Source organism: Kitasatospora sp. NPDC059648 (genome assembly GCF_042734825.1).
Lineage (GTDB): Bacteria > Actinomycetota > Actinomycetes > Streptomycetales > Streptomycetaceae > Kitasatospora.
Window position 1 is genome coordinate 1 of the sequence record NZ_JBHWDU010000125.1, and the last position, 16,584, is coordinate 16,584.

A 16,584-nucleotide genomic window follows, 5' to 3' on the forward strand; every position below is an offset into this window, starting at 1 on the left:
TTTTTTTCAGCCTTTCTTCCGATACGGTTTTGTTTTTTTGTTTGGTGGGGTGGTTTTTTTTTATATCTCACTGCTCTTTGGGGGGTGGCCATGGCTGGGCCCGCCCCGCGGGGGCCCCGCCACTGCCCGGGCCGGTCAGGACGGTGTCGCCGTCGGCACCGTCGCGCCGGGGGCCTGGTCGGATCTGGATTCCGATCCTGACCGACGGGCGGCCCCGACGTGGTGGAAGAGCAGGTTGAGCAGGACGGCCATCACGCAGCCGGCGGATATCCCCGAGTGCATCAGGGTCCGGACGGCCTCCGGGAAGGAGTCGTAGAAGTTCGGCACGGCGATCGGGATGATGCCGACACCGAGCGAGACCGACACCAGGATGGTGTTGGCGCTGGACTCCATGCCGGCCTCCGCGAGGGTGCGGATCCCGCTCGCCGCTACCGTGCCGAAGAGCACGATCCCGGCGCCGCCGAGGACGGGCTGCGGCACCAGGGAGACGACCGATCCGAGCACAGGGAAGAGCCCGAGCAGGATCAGGATGCCTCCGCCGGCCGCGACCACGAAGCGGCTGCGGATCTTCGTCAGCGCCACCAGGCCGATGTTCTGGGCGAAGGCGCTGGCGGCGAAGCCGTTGAAGACGGGGCTGAGCGCGGTGGCCAGTCCGTCGGCCCGCAGGCCGGCGGCGAGCGCGGGTTCGTCGGCCTCGCGCTCGACGATCTTGCCGAGGGCGAGCATGTCGGCGGTGGACTCGGTCATCGAGACCACCATGACGATGCACATCGAGACGATCGCGGCGGCGTCGAACGCGGGCGCGCCGAAGTGGAACGGGGACGGGAGCGCGAAGACCTCCGCGTCCCGGACCGCGCCGAAGTCGGCCAGCCCCAGCGGGAAGGCGATCAGGGTGCCGAACGCCAGACCGACGAGCAGGGACAGCTGCTGCCAGAAGCCGCGCAGCAGCCGGTTGCAGAGCACCACCGCGGCGAGGGTGATCGCGGCGAGGCCGATGGCCCGCATGGAGCCGTACCCGGGGGCGCCCGGCGAGCCGCCGCGCGCCCAGTTCACCGCCACCGGGAGCAGGGACACCCCGATGAGGGTGATCACGGTGCCCTGGACGACCGGGGGGAAGAACCGGATGAGCTTGCAGAAGTACGGCGCCGCGAGGAAGCACAGGGCCCCCGCGACGATCACCGCTCCGAAGATCACCGGGAGGGCGTCCTTCGGTCCGTGTTCTTTGGCGATGGCGATCATGGGCGCGACGCCCGCGAACGACACGCCGTTCACGAACGGCAGTCGCGCGCCGATCCTCCAGATGCCGAGGGTCTGGAGCAGGGTGGCCAGCCCGGCGGTGAACAGGCTGGCCGAGATGAGCAGGGCGAGGTCGGCGGCGGAGAGTCCGACGCCGGCGCCGACGATGAGCGGGGGTGCGACGACCCCCGCGTACATCGCGGCGACGTGTTGGAGCCCGGTGGAGAACAGCTTCACCGGGGGCAGCACCTCGTCCACGGGGTGGGTACCGGGGTGGGTACCGGGGTGGGTTCCGGGCCCGGACGGCTTGCCGGGGAGGCGGGTTGAGGCGCCGTTCGGGCCTGGGGTTCTTGCTGGGGTGGAACCGCCGTCGTTACTGCTGGTGTTGCTGGGTGCCATGTCGAGCCCCTCTTGTGCCCGTGGCTCCCGGCGCGCCCGTGGCGCTGGAGACCCCCGAGGGCGGGACGGCGGAGCAAGGATCCCTCGGGACGCTTCTCCAGTGCCCCGGGCCGGCCGCCGCGAGGCAGACACGAACTCCGGTAGGTGGGGGTGGAGAAACAGGTGGTACGGGTGGTGCGGGTGATGCGTTCCGTCCGGACTCGACCGGCCCGTGCGGACCGGAGGTGCGGCGACTCCGGGCGGAGTCCGTGGGGTGGGCCGGGTGGAGCGGGGGTGGAGCAGGGGTGGAGCAGGGTGGAGCGGGTGGCGCGGTGGGGGGAGGTCAGACCACCGGGATGACCGGTACGACGCCCTCGCGGTGCACGGTGCCCTCGATCAGCCCGTACATGCGGTCCGCGGCGTAGTAGACCTCGTTCTCGTTCTTCAGCCCGAAGGGCTCCAGGTCGACCAGGAAGTGGTGCTTGTTGGGCAGTTCGAGACGCACCTCGTCGACCTCGGCGCGGTTGTTGAGCACCCGGGTGCCCATCGAGTGCAGGGTCTGCTGCAGCGAGTAGGAGTAGGTCTCGGCGAACGCCTCCAGCATGTGCCGCTTCACGTGGGTGTAGGAGCGGTTCCAGTTGGGCTGGGCCTCGCCGTCGCGCCCGCTGTAGCCGTACTTCCAGCGGGCGGTGACCTGGGTGGCGAGGATGCGGTCGTACGCTTCCTGGAGGGTGGTGTACTTGTCCTTGATGTAGCCCCAGAACTCCGAGTTGGTGGAGTTCATCACGATCAGGTCCTTCAGGCCGGAGATGACCTGGACCTTCTCGCCGTCGTAGACGACCTCGGTGGTGCGGGTCTCCTGGCCGTTGCGGACGAAGGAGTGGCCGACCTCCTCCGAGCCGATGAAGCGGGCCGAGCTGTCCGGCGTCTTGATCCGGTCCCAGGCGTACTCCTCGATCCGGATCCGGGCGCTGTGCACGACGCCGCGCTCGGTGTCGTCGACGAAGTGCCGGGCCAGCAGGATGCCGAAGGCCTCGGCCGAGTCGATGCCGTACTCCTTGGCGAAGGCGTAGACGGTGTTCTTGGTGGTGTCGGTGGGGAGGCAGTTGGCGTTGGACCCGGTGAGGTGGACGTCCTCGAACTCGCCCTGGAGGGAGACCGAGACGTTCAGGTCCTTGATCTCGTGCCGGGTGGAGTCGCGGTAGACCCGGACGATGCGGTTCTCCGCCTTGCCGTACTGGTTCTGACCGAGCACGTGGGCCATGACAGGCTCCTAAGCTTCAAGGTCGGTCTACTAGCTTCCGCGGTAGACCGAGTATCCGAACGGGTTCAGCAGCAGCGGCACGTGGTAGTGGTGCTGCGCGGGCGCGACCGTGAAGACGATCGAGACCTCGGGGAAGAACGGCGGCTCCTCGGACTTGCGCGCGTAGTACGCGGCGGTGTCGAAGAGCAGCCGGACGACCGAGCCCGCCTCCACGGCCGGCAGGTCCTTGACCCGGCCGTCGGAGTCCGTGGCGGAGGTGCCGAGCACCTGCCAGCCACCCTCGGTGTGCAGTGCGAGCTCGACCGGGACGCCTTCGGCCGGGCGGCCGAGGCTGGTGTCGAGCACGTGGGTGGAGATGCCAGTCATGGGTGAAGTGACCTTACTGATGGCAGGTGTGATGGTGCGTAAGACAGAAGCCAAGGGCGACGCACGGACGGCTCCGGGCCGCCACCGAACATCCTTGACGGTACGTCAGGAAGCGTCGAGGAGGCGGTTGAGCCGGATGTCGTTGATCTTGCGCAGCTCACCCCGGACGATCTCCGTCTCGGTGGCGGGATCGTTGGGGTGGCGCTCGCGCAGGGCGGCGAGCATGGTGGCCGCGGTGCGGCCGGTCGCGCAGATCAGGAACACGTGGCCGAACTTGGCCTCGTAGGCGGCGTTGGCCTCGTGCAGTTCGTCGAGGACCGCTTGGTCCACGCCCTGGATGCCGGCCTGTTCGCGCTCGGAAGTGGAGTCACCCGCCTTGGGCTGTCCGATCCGGGCGTGTCCGGCCATCGCGTCGCGCAGGTCCGCGTCGGTCAGCTCCGCCATCGCCGCCGCGTTGGCGGCGAGCAGGGCCTCGCGGCTGGACCAGGGCTTGGCCTCCGCGACGGCGGCGGCCCAACGGGGGCTGGAGCATACCTCCAGCAGGATCCCTTCGAGCTCCGCGGCATCGGCCGCGGCCAGGGCCTCAAGGGCGTGGGGGTGGTTGGTCACGGGTGGACCTCCTGAAGAGTGGTGCCACCCGGAAAAGCTAGATCGGCCCCACCCTGCCGTCAACAGTTTGTTGAACGGTTGGTGGTTACGTTTTGAACCGGCCCCCGGTGCGGGGCCTTTTCGTGTGCGATTCGCCAAGTGTGCCCCGCCGTGGCCGATCCAGACTTCTCGGCACCGGCGGGGTCACCCGTCCGGCGGACCGCCCGGGGTGGTCCGGGCTGCTCAGGAGGGCTTCGAGCCGTCCTGGCGGTTCAGGTAGTTGTACACGGTGAAGCGGCTGACGCCGAGGGCCGAGGCGACCGTCTCGACCCCGTGGCGGACGGTGAAGGCGCCGCGCTCCTCCAGGAGGGCGACGACCCGCTGCTTCTCCCAGCGGTCCAGCTCGGCCAGCGGGCGGCCGTCGAACTGCCGGGTCATCTCGGCCAGCAGTCGGTCCAGCGCACTGCTCAGGTGCGGCAGCCGGACGGCCAGGGCCGGGGCGCCCTCCCACTCCAGGACGACGTCCTCGGCCTTCGCCTCGTCCAGCGGGACGGGCGTGGCGCCGACGGCAGCCAGCAGCGGCTTGACCGCCGCCGCCAGCGGGTGTTCCACGTGCTGCTCGGTCACGGCGTACCGCCCTCCTCGTCCAGCAGGCTGACCTGGACGGAGATCCGGGTCGCCCCGGCGTCCAGGGTCTGCCGGAGCAGTCGGGTCACCGCGGCGAGGACCTGCTCGGCCTCGCCCTCGGCGCCGGTCCCGAAGGGGCCGACCGACACGTCCAGGCCGGCCTCGTCGACGACCTTGCGGGCCGCCGCGGCGTGCTCCGGGAACGTGTCCAGTTCGAACGGTTCTGTCGTGAACTCCACCATCAATCGCACGTGCTCACTGTATCGAGCGGAGATGGGCGGGGGGCAGGGGCTGGGCGATCGAACAGCCGCGGGCGCTGGTGGCGGGCCCCGCCGGGCGACTTCAACAAAATGTTGCGGCAGCCTTGACACCCCCTCGCCGGGCCGGAGATGCTTCCACCACACAGAATCCCTCTTCCGGATCGTGGAAGTTGCGGATGAAGGAAGAGAGAGTGAGAGGTGATGGACGTGACGGCGGCTGCCAAGCACGGCTTCACGGTCAACCTGTCGATCCTGTTCGGCGAACTCCCGTTGCTGGAGCGCCCCGCGGCCGCGGCCGCGGCCGGCTTCACGGCCGCGGAGCTCTGGTGGCCCTTCGGCACCGAGCACAACCCGGGCCGGGCGGAACTGGACGCGCTGCGCAAGGCGTTCGGCGACGCGGGCGTCCGGCTCACCGGCCTCAACTTCCTGGACGACCTGAGCCAGGGCGCCCGGGGCACCGTCTCGGTCCCGTCCGAGCGGGACCGGTTCCGCGCCAACGTCCCGGTCGCCGCGGAACTCGCCGCCTCGCTCGGCGCCACCGCGCTCAACGCGCTGTACGGCAACCGGATCGAGGGCGTCGACCCGGCCGAGCAGGACGCGCTCGCGCTGGAGAACCTGGTGCTCGCCGCCGAGGCGGCGCACGGGACCGGCGCGATCCTGCTGATCGAGGCCCTCAACAAGGCCGAGTCGCCGGACTACCCGCTGGTCTCCGCGGCGGCCGCGGTCGAGGTGGTCGACAAGGTCAACGCCGCCACCGGCCTGGGGAACGCCAAGTTCCTCTGCGACCTCTACCACCTGGCCAGGAACGGCGAGGACCTGGCGGCGGTCATCGACACCAAGGCCGACCGGATCGGCCACGTGCAGATCGCCGACAACCCGGGCCGCAACGAGCCCGGCACCGGCGAGCTGGACTTCGAGGACCTGTTCGCCCGGCTCAGTGCCGCGGGCTACACCGGCTCGGTCGGCCTGGAGTACCGCCCCTCCACCGGCGTCAGCGCCGACAGCTTCGGCTGGCTGCCGCGTGAGCTGCGCGCGGCCCGGTAGCCCCGGCAACGCGACGCAACGCGGCGTCCCGAGGCCGCCGGCAAGCCACCCTCCCACCCGTACACGTAAGGAACCCGACGCGATGAGCGCCTCCCGCAAGATTGCCTTCGTCGGCCTCGGCATCATGGGCAAGCCCATGGCCGTCAACCTGGTCAAGGCCGGCCACCACGTGACCGGCTTCGACCTCTCCCAGGCCTCGATCGACACCGTGGTCGCGGCCGGCGGCCACGGCGCCGCCAGCATCGCGGACGCGGTGAAGGACGCCGAGGTCGTCATCACCATGGTCCCGGCCGACCCGCACGTCGAGGCGGTCATCCTCGGCGAGGGCGGCGTCCTGGAGAACGTCGGTGCGGGCACCCTGGTGATCGACATGTCCTCGATCACCCCGCAGACCTCCATCAAGGTCGGCAAGGCCGCCCGTGAGAAGGACGTGCGCACCCTGGACGCCCCGGTCTCCGGTGGCGAGGCCGGCGCCGTCGAGGCGGTGCTGTCGATCATGGTCGGTGGCGAGGCGGCGGACTTCGCCGAGGCCAAGCCGCTGTTCGACGCGCTGGGCACCACGGTCGTCCACGTCGGCCCGGACGGTGCCGGCCAGACCGTCAAGGCCGCCAACCAGCTGATCGTCGCGGTCAACATCCAGGTGCTCGCCGAGGCCGTGGTGTTCCTGGAGAACGCCGGCGTCGACCTCGGCGCCGCGCTGGACGTGCTCGGCGGAGGCCTGGCCGGCTCCACCGTGCTCAACCGCAAGAAGGCGAACATGCTGAACCGCGAGTTCGCCCCCGGCTTCCGGATCGACCTGCACCACAAGGACATGGGCATCGTCACCGACGCCGCCCGCGCCGTGGGCGCCGCGCTGCCGGTCGGCGCCGTGGTTGCCCAGCTGGTCGCGTCCGCCCGGGCCAACGGCGACGGCTCGCTCGACCACTCGGCGCTCCTGCGTGGCGTCGAGCGGCTCTCCGGCCGCGAGGTCAAGTGACCCGCCGGGTCATGTGATCCGAGAGATCGAGTGATCCGAGAGGTCACCTGACCCGCGAGGCCGGGTGACCGAACGGGGCCCGGCGCCCCGAAAGACTCCTCCTGGTGGCGTGTACCTGATCCGGTCGTGCCCGCGCCGCCAGGAGGCCGGACCCGACCGGCGTGCGGGCAGGGGCTCATCCGCCCGCCCGCCGGTCGACCCAAGCCGGTGACGCGCACACCCTCCCCCGGGGGCACTTCGGTCGTGCCTGCTGCGTGTCGCCTGGCCCCCTCCCCGCCGAGGGGAGCCCCTCGTACGTCGGAAGCGGGACGAGGGGAACGGCGGGGAGGGGGTCGCACCACCTCCCGCGGTCCGGGCCACACCACTCGCGCGGGGGTCGCGCCTCCCGGGCCACCGGACACATGCTTGTCGAACCACCGCCAGACCCCGTACGGAAGTGAGGACCACCGATGCCCCCCACCCCCCACCAGGGTCACGTGGTCGTAGCGCCGGACAAGTTCAAGGGCACCCTGGAGGGTGCCGAGGTCGCCGCCCGGATCGCCGTCGGAATCCGGCGCGCCGCGCCCGGCACCGAGGTGCGCGAACTACCCGTCGCCGACGGCGGCGAGGGCACCCTGACCGCGGCGCTCGCGGCCGGCTTCGACCGCGTCCCGGCCAAGGTGGCCGGTCCGACCGGGCTGCCGGTGGACGCCGCGCTCGCCGTCCGCGGCGACACCGCCGTGGTCGAGCTGGCCCAGGCCTCCGGCCTCGCGCGGCTGCCCGGCGGCCGGACCGCCCCGCTCGCGGCCGGCTCCTACGGCGTCGGCCAGTTGATCGGTCGGGCGGTGTCCATGGGCGCCAAGCGGATCGTCCTGGGCCTCGGCGGCAGCGCCTGCACGGACGGCGGCGCCGGCATGGTGCAGGCACTCGGGGTCCGCCTTCGGGACGCCGACGACGTCGAACTGCCGCCCGGCGGAGCGGCGTTGCGCCGTCTGGAGCGGATCGAGCTCGGCCCGTCGGCCGAGCTGCTGACCGGCGTCGAGGTCGTGGTCGCCTGCGACGTGGACAACCCGCTGCTCGGCCCGCGCGGCGCCACCGCCGTGTACGGCCCGCAGAAGGGCGCCGACGGGAACGACCTGGTGGTCCTGGAGGAGGGGCTGACCCGGTTCGCCGACCAGGTCGCCGCGGTGACCGGACGGGACGTGCGGCAGGCCCCCGGCGCCGGGGCCGCGGGCGGGGTGGGCTTCGCCGCCCTCGCCCTGCTCGGTGCCACCATGCGACCCGGTATCGAGCTGCTGCTCGAGCTGCTGGGTTTCGACGAGGCCGTGCGGGGGGCACGCCTCGTCGTCACCGGCGAGGGCTGCCTGGACGCACAGACGCTCCACGGCAAGGCCCCCGCCGGAGTCGCCGCGGCGGCTGCTCGGGCGGGGGTTCGGGTGGCCGCCGTGGCCGGTCGGCTGGAGCTGTCCGAGCCCGAGTGGCGGGCGGCCGGCTTCACCGCCGCGATCGCGCTCACCGACCTGGCCGAACAGCCGGGGGACAGCATGACCAGGGCCGGTGAGCTGGCCGAGCTGGCGGGGGAGCGGTTGGCCGGAGCGCTCCTGCAGGCCTGATCCCTCGTACGTTCCTCCATTGACGTTTTGTTGAAGGCGGGCCTAGGCTCCCGGCAATCCTTCGGTTCCCACCCACTCCGACCAGCCGGCGAGCGCCTCCCCGGGCCGTGTGGTCCGGTGAGCTCCCGCGTACCCAAATCCGCCCAGTTCCAGGTTTCGGAGGTTCCCATGCCGTTCAGCCAGCCAGCGGTGATCCGCTCCCGCCGGGCCGTGCTGCCCGCCGGAGAGCGCCCCGCGGACGTGCTGGTCCGGGACGGGAGGATCGAGCAGGTCGCCGCCCACGGATCGCTGGTGGTCGGCGACAGCGAGCTCGTCGACCTCGGTGACACCGCCCTGCTGCCCGGCCTGGTCGACACCCACGTGCACGTCAACGAACCCGGCCGCACCGAGTGGGAGGGCTTCGCCACCGCCACCCGGGCCGCCGCGGCCGGCGGCGTCACCACGATCATCGACATGCCGCTCAACTCGATCCCGCCCACCACCACGGTCGACGGGCTGGCCGTCAAGCGGAAGACCGCCGAGGGCCAGGCCTGGGTCGACCTCGGCTTCTGGGGCGGGGCCGTCCCCGGCAACGTCGCCGACCTCGAACCCCTGCACCGCGCAGGCGTGTTCGGCTTCAAGAGCTTCCTCGCCCCGTCCGGCGTCGACGAGTTCCCGCACGTAGAGGCCGCCGCCCTGGAGGCCGCCCTGGCCGAGCAGGCCCGGATCGGGGCGCTGGCGATCATCCACGCCGAGGACCCGGCCGTGCTCGCCGCCGCACCGCAGCAACCGGGCGTGCACTACCGGGACTTCCTCGCCTCCCGCCCGTCCGGCGCGGAGACCGCGGCGGTCGCCCACCTGCTCCGCACGGCGCGGCGCACCGGCGCCCGGGTGCACATCCTGCACGTCTCCTCGGCCGCCGTGCTGCCGCTGCTGCGCCGGGCACGCGAGGACGGCGTACGGGTGACCGCGGAGACCTGCCCGCACTACCTGACCCTCGCCGCCGAGCAGGTGCCGGACGGCGACACCGCCTTCAAGTGCTGCCCGCCGATCCGCGACGAGGCCAACCGGGACGCGCTCTGGCAGGCCCTGGCCGACGGCGAGTTCATCGCCGTCGTCTCCGACCACTCGCCGTCCACCCCCGACCTCAAGCTGCTGCCCGAGTACGGCGGCAGTGGTGACTTCGCGGCCGCCTGGGGCGGCATCGCCTCGCTGCAGCTGGGCCTGCCCGCCGTCTGGACCGAGGCCCGCCGCCGTGGCCACACCCTGGCCGACGTGGTGCGCTGGATGTCCGCCGGACCGGCCGAACTGGTCGGGCTCAGCGGCACCAAGGGCGCCATCGAGGCGGGCCGCGACGCCGATCTGGTGGCCTTCGATCCCGACGGCGAATTCTCCGTCCACGCCGGTGAGTTGCACCACCGCAACCCGGTGACCCCGTACGCGGGACGGACGTTGACCGGCGCCGTCCGCACCACCTGGCTGCGCGGCCGCGCGGTGGACACCGGCGCCGAGCCCTTCGGCCGCCAGCTCACCCGGCCCGCCGACTCCCGTCCCGACAACGCCTCCTGAGCCGGAGCCGCTTCCCGGGCCGAAGGGCCGAAGGGCCGGAGCGGCCTCCGTGCCGACACCGCTTCAGAACCGACACGTCTTCCGAGGAGAGTCAGTGACCACTGCCGACACCCCGAGCGCTCCCTTCACCGAGCTGGTCAACCTGGCCTCCCGCCTGCTCGGCGCGGGCGTCGTCGCCACGAACGAGGACACCTTCGCGGACGCCGAGAACCTGCTGGTGGCCAAGCCCGCCGAGTTCCGCCCGCACACCTTCGGCCACAAGGGCCAGATCATGGACGGCTGGGAGTCCAAGCGCCGCCGCGGCGTCTCCGCCGAGCAGCCGCACCCCACCGACCAGGACCACGACTGGACGATCGTGCGGCTCGGCGTCGGCGGAGTGATCCGCGGCGTGATCGTCGACACCGCCCACTTCACCGGCAACTACCCGGAGAGCGCCTCGGTCGAGGCCGCCTCCGTACCCGGCCACCCCTCGCCCGAGGAGCTGCGGAACGCGGAGTGGACCGTCATCGTGCCGCGCACCCCGCTCCGGGGCGACACCGCCCACGAGTTCGCCGTCCAGGACGACGCCCGCTACACCCACGTGCGGCTCAGCATCTTCCCGGACGGCGGCGTCGCCCGGCTGCGGGTGCACGGCGAGGTGCTGCCCGACCCGCGGGAACTGGACGGCCTCACCTTCGACCTGGCCGCCCAGGAGTACGGCGGCGTGGCCGAGGCGGCGTCCGACCGCTACTTCTCCTCCCCGCACAACCTGAACGCTCCCGGTCGCGCCTCCGTCATGGGCGAGGGCTGGGAGACCCGGCGTCGGCGCGACAAGGCCAACGACTGGGTGCAGATCGCCCTGGCCGGGGGCGGCGAGGTCCTGGCCGCCGAGGTGGACACCACCCACTTCGTCGCCAACGCCCCCGGCTGGGCCGACCTGATCGGCTTCGACGCCTCGACCGGGCAGGCTGCGACTTCACAGACACCGGCCGAGGGCGAATGGTTCGAGATCCTGCCCCGTACCCGCCTGCAGCCCGACACCCGGCACCGCTTCCGGCTCGACGTCGGCCGCCCGGTGACCCACGTGCGGATCAACGTCTACCCGGACGGCGGGCTCGCCCGCCTCCGGCTCATCGGCCGCCTCACCGAGGCCGGCCGCGCGGCCCTCGCGCTGCGCTGGTTCAACGCCGTCCCGGCCGCCGAGGCCGCGGCCGCCCTCGCCGCCGCCGGGCTGACCGCCGAGGAGGCCGACGCGCTGGCCGCCGCCCGACCGCTGGCGGACCCGGCCGAGGCCACCGCCGCGGCCGCCGGCCTCCAGCCGGGCGACGGCCCGGACGGCGAGCACTCCGCCCGCCGCCGCTCGGCGCTGTGGCGCCTGCTGGGCGTCTAGGGCGTGCCCCCCGGGTCACGCCGGGCGGTCGCCGCCGGGGCACGCACCTCGACGGCTTCTCGTCAGTCGCCCATGGCCCCCAGCCTCCGGCCGGGAGGTGCCCCCACCGCACGGACTCCCTCCTCGGCGCCGCCGATGCACGCATCCCGACGGCGCCCGCCGATCCGACGTGATCCGAAAGACACGCCCCAGGGCCTGTCCCCCGGGTCGGGGCCCGCGCCCGCTCCACCTCTCCACGCACCGCCTTATCGACACCTGAAGGACCCTCCATGTCCAAGATCCTGACCACGGAGTCCGGCGCCCCGGTCGCCGACAACCAGAACTCGGCCTCGGCCGGCGAGTACGGCCCGCTGCTGCTCCAGGACCAGCACCTGCTGGAGAAGCTGGCCCGGTTCAACCGCGAGCGCATCCCGGAGCGCGTGGTGCACGCCCGCGGCTCCGGCGCGTACGGCTACTTCGAGGTCACCGACGAGGTGTCGAAGTACACCCGGGCGGCCTTCCTGTCCGAGGTCGGCAAGCGCACCGAACTCTTCCTGCGCTTCTCCACCGTGGCGGGCAACCTGGGCGCCGGCGACGCGGTGCGCGACCCGCGCGGCTTCGCGGTGAAGTTCTACACCGAGGAGGGCAACTACGACCTCGTCGGCAACAACACCCCGGTGTTCTTCATCAAGGACCCGATCAAGTTCCCCGACTTCATCCACTCGCAGAAGCGCGACCCGTACACCGGCGTGCAGGAGGCGGACAGCGTCTGGGACTTCTGGGCCCACTCGCCGGCCTCGACCCACCAGATCACCTGGCTCTTCGGCGACCGTGGCATCCCGGCCTCGTACCGCCACATGAACGGCTACGGCTCGCACACCTACCAGTGGGTCAACGCCGAGGGCGAGGCCTACTGGGTGAAGTACCACTTCAAGACCAACCAGGGCATCCGCTGCCTGGACGGCGACCAGGCCGCCGAGGTCCTCGGTGCCGACGCCGACTCGCACCAGCGCGACCTCCACCAGGCCATCGAGCGCGGGGTGTTCCCGTCCTGGACCCTCTACGTCCAGCTGATGCCGGTCGCCGAGGCCGCGGACTACCGCTTCAACCCCTTCGACCTCACCAAGGTGTGGCCGCACGCCGACTACCCGTTGGTCAAGGTCGGCCGCCTGGTGCTCAACCGGAACCCGGAGAACGTCTTCGCCGACGTCGAGCAGTCCGCGTTCTCGCCGAACAACTTCGTGCCCGGCATCGGTCCGTCCCCGGACAAGATGCTCCAGGGCCGCCTGTTCGCCTACGCCGACGCCCAGCGCTACCGCCTGGGCGTCAACCACACCCAGCTGCCGGTGAACGCCCCGCGTGCCACCGAGGCCAACAACTACGGGCGCGACGGCTACCACGCGCTCAACCCGGCCGGCCGCGGCAAGAACTACGAGCCCAACTCGTACGGCGGCCCGGCCCAGACCGACGACGCGCTCGCCGCGCCGCTCAAGCTCGGCGGCCACACCGGCACCTACACCACGCCGGCCCACACCAAGGACGACGACTTCTTCCAGGCCGGCGAGCTCTACCGGCTGATGTCGGAGGGCGAGAAGACCCGCCTGATCAACAACATCGCGGGCTTCCTCTCGCAGGTCACCCGGGACGACGTGGTCGAGAAGAACCTCGCCCACTTCCACGCCGCCGACGAGGAGTACGGCGCCCGGCTCGAAGCGGCCGTCGCCGAGCTACGCGCGGGTGACGAGGGCTGACGCCCCGAAGCCTCCGCCGGGCGACCTGTCCGCACCCTCAGGGCCGCCGGGGCCCGCACCCCGGCGGCCGTACGGCGGGCCCCTCCCCCTGGGCAGTGGGGGAGGGGCCCGCCGGGCGTCGCGGGGGCGCGGGGCGGGCGGGTCGGTGCGCCGTCCGCGCGGCCCCGGGGCGCGGGCGGCGCGGGTCGGTGCGCCCCCTTCTACCAGGCGACCGGCGGTTGCTCCACGGAATGTTCACGGATATTCACGGACGGCAGTCGACCGGGCCCAGGGGTGGATAGGCTGGAGACCGCCCGCGGTCGCTCCGTGGGGGGACATCGGAAGGGGACGACATGTCGACACCAGCCCCGGGTCGTCACGCCGCGCTGGACCAGGGCCCGACGGGCCCGTTCACCTCCCTGCAGCACGCCCTCAGACTGCTGGAGGCCGTCGACCGGCACCCCGACGGCGCCACCCTGGTCGCCCTCGCGCGGGAGACCTCGCTGGGCCTGCCGACCGTCCGGCGGCTCGCGGAGATCCTGGAGATCGAGGGCTACCTCCAGTGCCAGGACGGCGGTTGGGTGCTCGGTGGCACCTTCGCCCTGCTCGGGCAGCACAACCGCGAGCAGCTCGTCAAGGCCCGGCTGAACCGCAAACTCGCCGAACTCCGGGACGAGTTGGGTGCTGCGGTGTACTTCGGCCGCTACCACGACGGGGAGTTGACGGTCGAGGCGGTCTCGGCGGCCGACTACGCGCCCGCCGTGCAGGAATGGGTGGACTTCCGGGCCACCGCGCACGCCAGCGCGATCGGCAAGTGCCTGCTCAGCCAGCTCGACGCGGACGGCCGGCGGGACCACCTCTCCCGGCACCCGGTCGCCCGGCTCACCTCCCGCACGGTCACGGACACCGACCAGCTGATGCACCGGCTGGAGCGCCAGCCCGCCACGGTGCCGGTGCTGGACATCCAGGAGTACGCGCTCGGCACGGTCTGCGCGGCGGTGCCGATCTCGGCGGGCAGCACGGTCGGCTGCCTGGCCACCTCGATGCCGGTGGGCAACATCCACAAGCTGAAGGCCGCCGCCGAGCTGCTGGCGGCCCGGGCGGCGCCGCTGATGCTGGCGATGGCGGTCTGAGGGGGCGGCGAGCCCCGACGGTGCGAGACCGAGGCCGCTCCTGACGGGCCCCGCCGGACGTGTCGCGTCCGGCGGGGCCCGGATGCTTTCCGGGGGGCGTTCCGGGGGCCGGAGCCCCCTGCGGGCGCGGCACTATTAGACTCGATGTCGATAAGAGTGGTCCAAACCCTTGTCGTGGTCTCTACCGGCGAGTACGTTTCCCGGAGTCGAGCCGCCGCCGCCAGGTCAGGAGGGCCTGCCATGCCCCGCTCCGCTCCCGTCCCAGCCCTCGCCGCCCCCGCCGCGCGCGTCCACCAGAGCCTCGTCCTGGAGCCCCGGGACGTCCGCTTCGACTGGGCCCGGCTGCCGCTGCACTGGATTCCGGACGAGCCGATGGCCACCCACGTGATCAACGTGCTGCACCTGCTGCTGCCCGAGGGCGAGCGCTGGTTCGTCAAGGTGTTCAAGGAGGCGCTGCCGCTCGTCCGCGACGAGCAGCTGCGCGAGGAGGTGCTCGGCTTCATCGGACAGGAGGCCATCCACGCCGAGGCCCACCAGGAGGTCCTCGACCACCTGCTCGGCCAGGGGCTCGACCCGCGCCCGTACGTCCGGCAGGCCTCCTGGCTCTTCCGGCGCGTCCTGGGCGACAAGCCAGGCCTGGAGCCCGCCCGGCGGCGGGAGAACATCATCGAGCGGGTCGCCTTCGTCGCGGCGATCGAACACTTCACCGCCTTCCTGGGCGACTGGGCGCTCAACTCCCCGGGTCTGGACCGGGCCAAGGCCGACCCGACGATGCTGGACCTGCTGCGCTGGCACGGCGCCGAGGAGGTCGAGCACCGCAGCGTCGCCTTCGACCTGATGGTCCACCTTGACCCGGGCTACCTGCGGCGGGTCCGCGGGATGGCACTGTCCGGGCCGCTGCTGGTGCACCTGTGGGTGCGCGGGGCCCGCTTCCTGCTCGCCGCCGACCCGGCACTGGAGGGGCGGCTCAAGCCGACCTGGCGGGAGGCGAGCCGGATCGCCAAGCGCGGACTGCTGCCGGACCCGATCCGCTCCATCCGCTCCGGGCTGCGCTACCTGCGGCCGGGCTACCACCCCACCCAGGAAGGGTCCTCCAGCCAGGCGCTGGGCTACCTCGCCACCTCCCCGGCCGCCCGCGCCGCGGCCGCGCGCGGGTGACGGTCGAACAGCTGACAGCTGACAGCTGACAGATCTCAGCGAACGGATGACAGCCGACAGAAGACATCATCTGTTCGCTGAACTCTGAATCACGAAACCTGAATCCCGTCCGCCGCCGCCCGCCCGCCCGCCTCTCCCACCCAAGGACCCCGCCGGATGGACCTGTCCACCCCACCCCCCGACCTCTACGGCCGCCCTCGCGCCGACACCTTCATCCGCCGCCTCACCGTCTTCGGCGACCGCTACTCCCCGGCCCTCGGCGGCCCCCTGCTGCGCCGCAACCCCCGCCGCCCGCTCAGCCGCGCCACGCCGCGGCTGCAGCTGGTCGTCGTCGCCCGCCGCCAACTGGTGTCCGACGTGATCGAGTTGACCTTCTCCGATCCCTCCGGCGGCCCGCTGCCGCCCTGGCAGCCCGGCGCCCACCTGCGCCTCGCCCTGCCCTCCGGCCGCGAGCGCCACTACTCGCTCTGCGGCGACCCGGCCGACCGCCTCCGCTACCGGATCGCCGTTCGCCAACTGCCCGGGGGCGGCGGCGGGTCGGTCGAGGTCCACGACGCCCTGCACCCGGGCGCCCGGCTCACCGCCCGCCGCCCGCGCAACGGCTTCGCCTTCTGCGCCGAGCCCGCCGTCCTCCTGCTCGCCGGAGGCATCGGCATCACCCCGCTCCTCCCGATGGCCGGCGAGGCGCAGCGCCACGGGCTGGACTGGCGTCTGGTCCACGTCGGCCGCAGCGCCGACACCCTCCCGTACGCGGACGAGCTGCGCGCCCTCGATCCGCACCGCGTCGTGCTGCGCACCGACGACGAGCACGGCGGCGTCCCCACCGGCGCGGAGCTGCTCGCCCACGCCCCGCGCGGCGCCGCCGTCTACTGCTGCGGCCCGGCCCCGATGCTCGCCGCCGTCCAGCGGGCCCTGGACGGATCCCCGGCCGCCGCCCTGCACTTCGAGCGCTTCGGCGCCGCCCCGATCACCGACGGCGAGCCCTTCGCCGTCCGGCTGGGCGCCGACGGCCGGGCCCTGGACGTCCCCGCCGACCGCTCAGCCCTGGACGTGCTGCGCGAGGCCCGCCCGGACCTCCCGTACTCCTGCCACCAGGGCTTCTGCGGCACCTGCGAGGTGCGCCTGCTGGCCGGTCGGCCCGACCACCGGGACCGCCGCCTCACCCCCGAGCAGCGCGCCGCCGGCGCCCTGCTGCCCTGCGTCTCCCGGGCCGCCGAGGGTGAGACCCTCGTGCTCGACCTCTAGTAGTACTTCGTTAGGTCGGGGCGGGCTGTCTAGCGCGGCTTGTGGATCTTCTTGTGGGAAGCGGGCGTTGGCAGGTGCGGCAAATACCGGT

At 72.5% G+C, this 16,584-nt stretch carries 15 protein-coding genes; 9 read left to right on the top strand and 6 right to left on the bottom strand.

Annotation, left to right across the window (positions count from 1 at the left end):
• Window positions 1–135 precede the first annotated feature (135 nt).
• From ACFV1W_RS37605 to ACFV1W_RS37630, 6 genes are all read right to left on the bottom strand, one after another.
• A complete protein-coding gene (locus ACFV1W_RS37605) occupies window positions 136–1,635 on the bottom strand; it encodes a nucleobase:cation symporter-2 family protein (RefSeq protein WP_380421789.1) in 1,500 nt (499 codons plus the stop codon).
• 322 nt (window positions 1,636–1,957) lie between these two features.
• Window positions 1,958–2,878: a factor-independent urate hydroxylase gene (gene pucL, locus ACFV1W_RS37610; RefSeq protein ID WP_270142182.1), complete on the bottom strand. Its 921-nt coding sequence runs from the start codon at window positions 2,876–2,878 to the stop codon at window positions 1,958–1,960.
• Between the two features lie 30 nt (window positions 2,879–2,908).
• On the bottom strand, window positions 2,909–3,244 hold the full coding sequence (gene uraH, locus ACFV1W_RS37615) for a hydroxyisourate hydrolase (RefSeq protein WP_030282979.1): 336 nt from the start codon (window positions 3,242–3,244) through the stop codon (window positions 2,909–2,911).
• A 105-nt stretch (window positions 3,245–3,349) separates the two neighbouring features.
• Window positions 3,350–3,853 (bottom strand): 2-oxo-4-hydroxy-4-carboxy-5-ureidoimidazoline decarboxylase, encoded by a 504-nt coding sequence (gene uraD / locus ACFV1W_RS37620; RefSeq protein ID WP_380421790.1) that lies wholly within the window; start codon window positions 3,851–3,853, stop codon window positions 3,350–3,352.
• 222 nt (window positions 3,854–4,075) lie between these two features.
• Window positions 4,076–4,459, bottom strand: a complete 384-nt coding sequence (locus tag ACFV1W_RS37625) for a helix-turn-helix domain-containing protein (protein ID WP_380421791.1) — start codon at window positions 4,457–4,459, stop codon at window positions 4,076–4,078.
• On the bottom strand, window positions 4,456–4,701 hold the full coding sequence (locus ACFV1W_RS37630) for a thiamine-binding protein (RefSeq protein WP_380421800.1): 246 nt from the start codon (window positions 4,699–4,701) through the stop codon (window positions 4,456–4,458). Before ACFV1W_RS37630 ends, ACFV1W_RS37625 begins: the two co-directional genes overlap by 4 nt.
• Window positions 4,702–4,920: 219 nt before the next feature.
• Between ACFV1W_RS37630 and ACFV1W_RS37635 the strand changes: the two genes are divergently transcribed.
• The 9 genes from ACFV1W_RS37635 (at window position 4,921) to ACFV1W_RS37675 (ending at window position 16,493) form a co-directional block, all read left to right on the top strand.
• The gene (locus tag ACFV1W_RS37635; protein ID WP_380421801.1) at window positions 4,921–5,763 is read left to right on the top strand and encodes a TIM barrel protein; all 843 of its coding nucleotides are present in this window, start codon (window positions 4,921–4,923) and stop codon (window positions 5,761–5,763) included.
• A gap of 82 nt (window positions 5,764–5,845) precedes the next feature.
• Window positions 5,846–6,739: a 2-hydroxy-3-oxopropionate reductase gene (locus ACFV1W_RS37640; RefSeq protein WP_380421792.1), complete on the top strand. Its 894-nt coding sequence runs from the start codon at window positions 5,846–5,848 to the stop codon at window positions 6,737–6,739.
• Window positions 6,740–7,188: 449 nt separating this feature from the next.
• Window positions 7,189–8,331 carry a glycerate kinase gene (locus ACFV1W_RS37645; protein WP_380421793.1) on the top strand — a complete coding sequence of 381 codons (1,143 nt, stop codon included), beginning with the start codon at window positions 7,189–7,191 and terminating at the stop codon, window positions 8,329–8,331.
• Window positions 8,332–8,499: 168 nt separating this feature from the next.
• On the top strand, window positions 8,500–9,879 hold the full coding sequence (gene allB / locus ACFV1W_RS37650) for an allantoinase AllB (protein ID WP_380421794.1): 1,380 nt from the start codon (window positions 8,500–8,502) through the stop codon (window positions 9,877–9,879).
• 94 nt (window positions 9,880–9,973) lie between these two features.
• Window positions 9,974–11,248 (top strand): allantoicase, encoded by a 1,275-nt coding sequence (alc, locus tag ACFV1W_RS37655; protein WP_380421795.1) that lies wholly within the window; start codon window positions 9,974–9,976, stop codon window positions 11,246–11,248.
• Window positions 11,249–11,517: 269 nt separating this feature from the next.
• Entirely contained in the window at window positions 11,518–12,978 is a 1,461-nt protein-coding gene (locus ACFV1W_RS37660) for a catalase (RefSeq protein WP_380421796.1), read from the top strand.
• Between the two features lie 332 nt (window positions 12,979–13,310).
• Window positions 13,311–14,090 (top strand): IclR family transcriptional regulator, encoded by a 780-nt coding sequence (locus ACFV1W_RS37665; protein ID WP_380421797.1) that lies wholly within the window; start codon window positions 13,311–13,313, stop codon window positions 14,088–14,090.
• A gap of 240 nt (window positions 14,091–14,330) precedes the next feature.
• Window positions 14,331–15,248: a metal-dependent hydrolase gene (locus tag ACFV1W_RS37670; protein WP_380421798.1), complete on the top strand. Its 918-nt coding sequence runs from the start codon at window positions 14,331–14,333 to the stop codon at window positions 15,246–15,248.
• A gap of 156 nt (window positions 15,249–15,404) precedes the next feature.
• Window positions 15,405–16,493 carry a PDR/VanB family oxidoreductase gene (locus tag ACFV1W_RS37675; RefSeq protein WP_380421799.1) on the top strand — a complete coding sequence of 363 codons (1,089 nt, stop codon included), beginning with the start codon at window positions 15,405–15,407 and terminating at the stop codon, window positions 16,491–16,493.
• Window positions 16,494–16,584: the final 91 nt, after the last annotated feature.

Bases quoted from the DNA above. Each gene is read 5' to 3' on its own strand.
- ACFV1W_RS37630 (WP_380421800.1), bottom strand. From the start codon at position 4,701: ATGGTGGAGTTCACGACAGAACCGTTCGAACTGGACACGTTCCCGGAG.
- allB (WP_380421794.1), top strand. From the start codon at position 8,500: ATGCCGTTCAGCCAGCCAGCGGTGATCCGCTCCCGCCGGGCCGTGCTG.
- uraH (WP_030282979.1), bottom strand. From the start codon at position 3,244: ATGACTGGCATCTCCACCCACGTGCTCGACACCAGCCTCGGCCGCCCG.
- ACFV1W_RS37640 (WP_380421792.1), top strand. From the start codon at position 5,846: ATGAGCGCCTCCCGCAAGATTGCCTTCGTCGGCCTCGGCATCATGGGC.
- pucL (WP_270142182.1), bottom strand. From the start codon at position 2,878: ATGGCCCACGTGCTCGGTCAGAACCAGTACGGCAAGGCGGAGAACCGC.
- ACFV1W_RS37645 (WP_380421793.1), top strand. From the start codon at position 7,189: ATGCCCCCCACCCCCCACCAGGGTCACGTGGTCGTAGCGCCGGACAAG.
- ACFV1W_RS37665 (WP_380421797.1), top strand. From the start codon at position 13,311: ATGTCGACACCAGCCCCGGGTCGTCACGCCGCGCTGGACCAGGGCCCG.
- ACFV1W_RS37670 (WP_380421798.1), top strand. From the start codon at position 14,331: ATGCCCCGCTCCGCTCCCGTCCCAGCCCTCGCCGCCCCCGCCGCGCGC.
- ACFV1W_RS37675 (WP_380421799.1), top strand. From the start codon at position 15,405: ATGGACCTGTCCACCCCACCCCCCGACCTCTACGGCCGCCCTCGCGCC.
- ACFV1W_RS37635 (WP_380421801.1), top strand. From the start codon at position 4,921: ATGGACGTGACGGCGGCTGCCAAGCACGGCTTCACGGTCAACCTGTCG.
- ACFV1W_RS37660 (WP_380421796.1), top strand. From the start codon at position 11,518: ATGTCCAAGATCCTGACCACGGAGTCCGGCGCCCCGGTCGCCGACAAC.
- ACFV1W_RS37605 (WP_380421789.1), bottom strand. From the start codon at position 1,635: ATGGCACCCAGCAACACCAGCAGTAACGACGGCGGTTCCACCCCAGCA.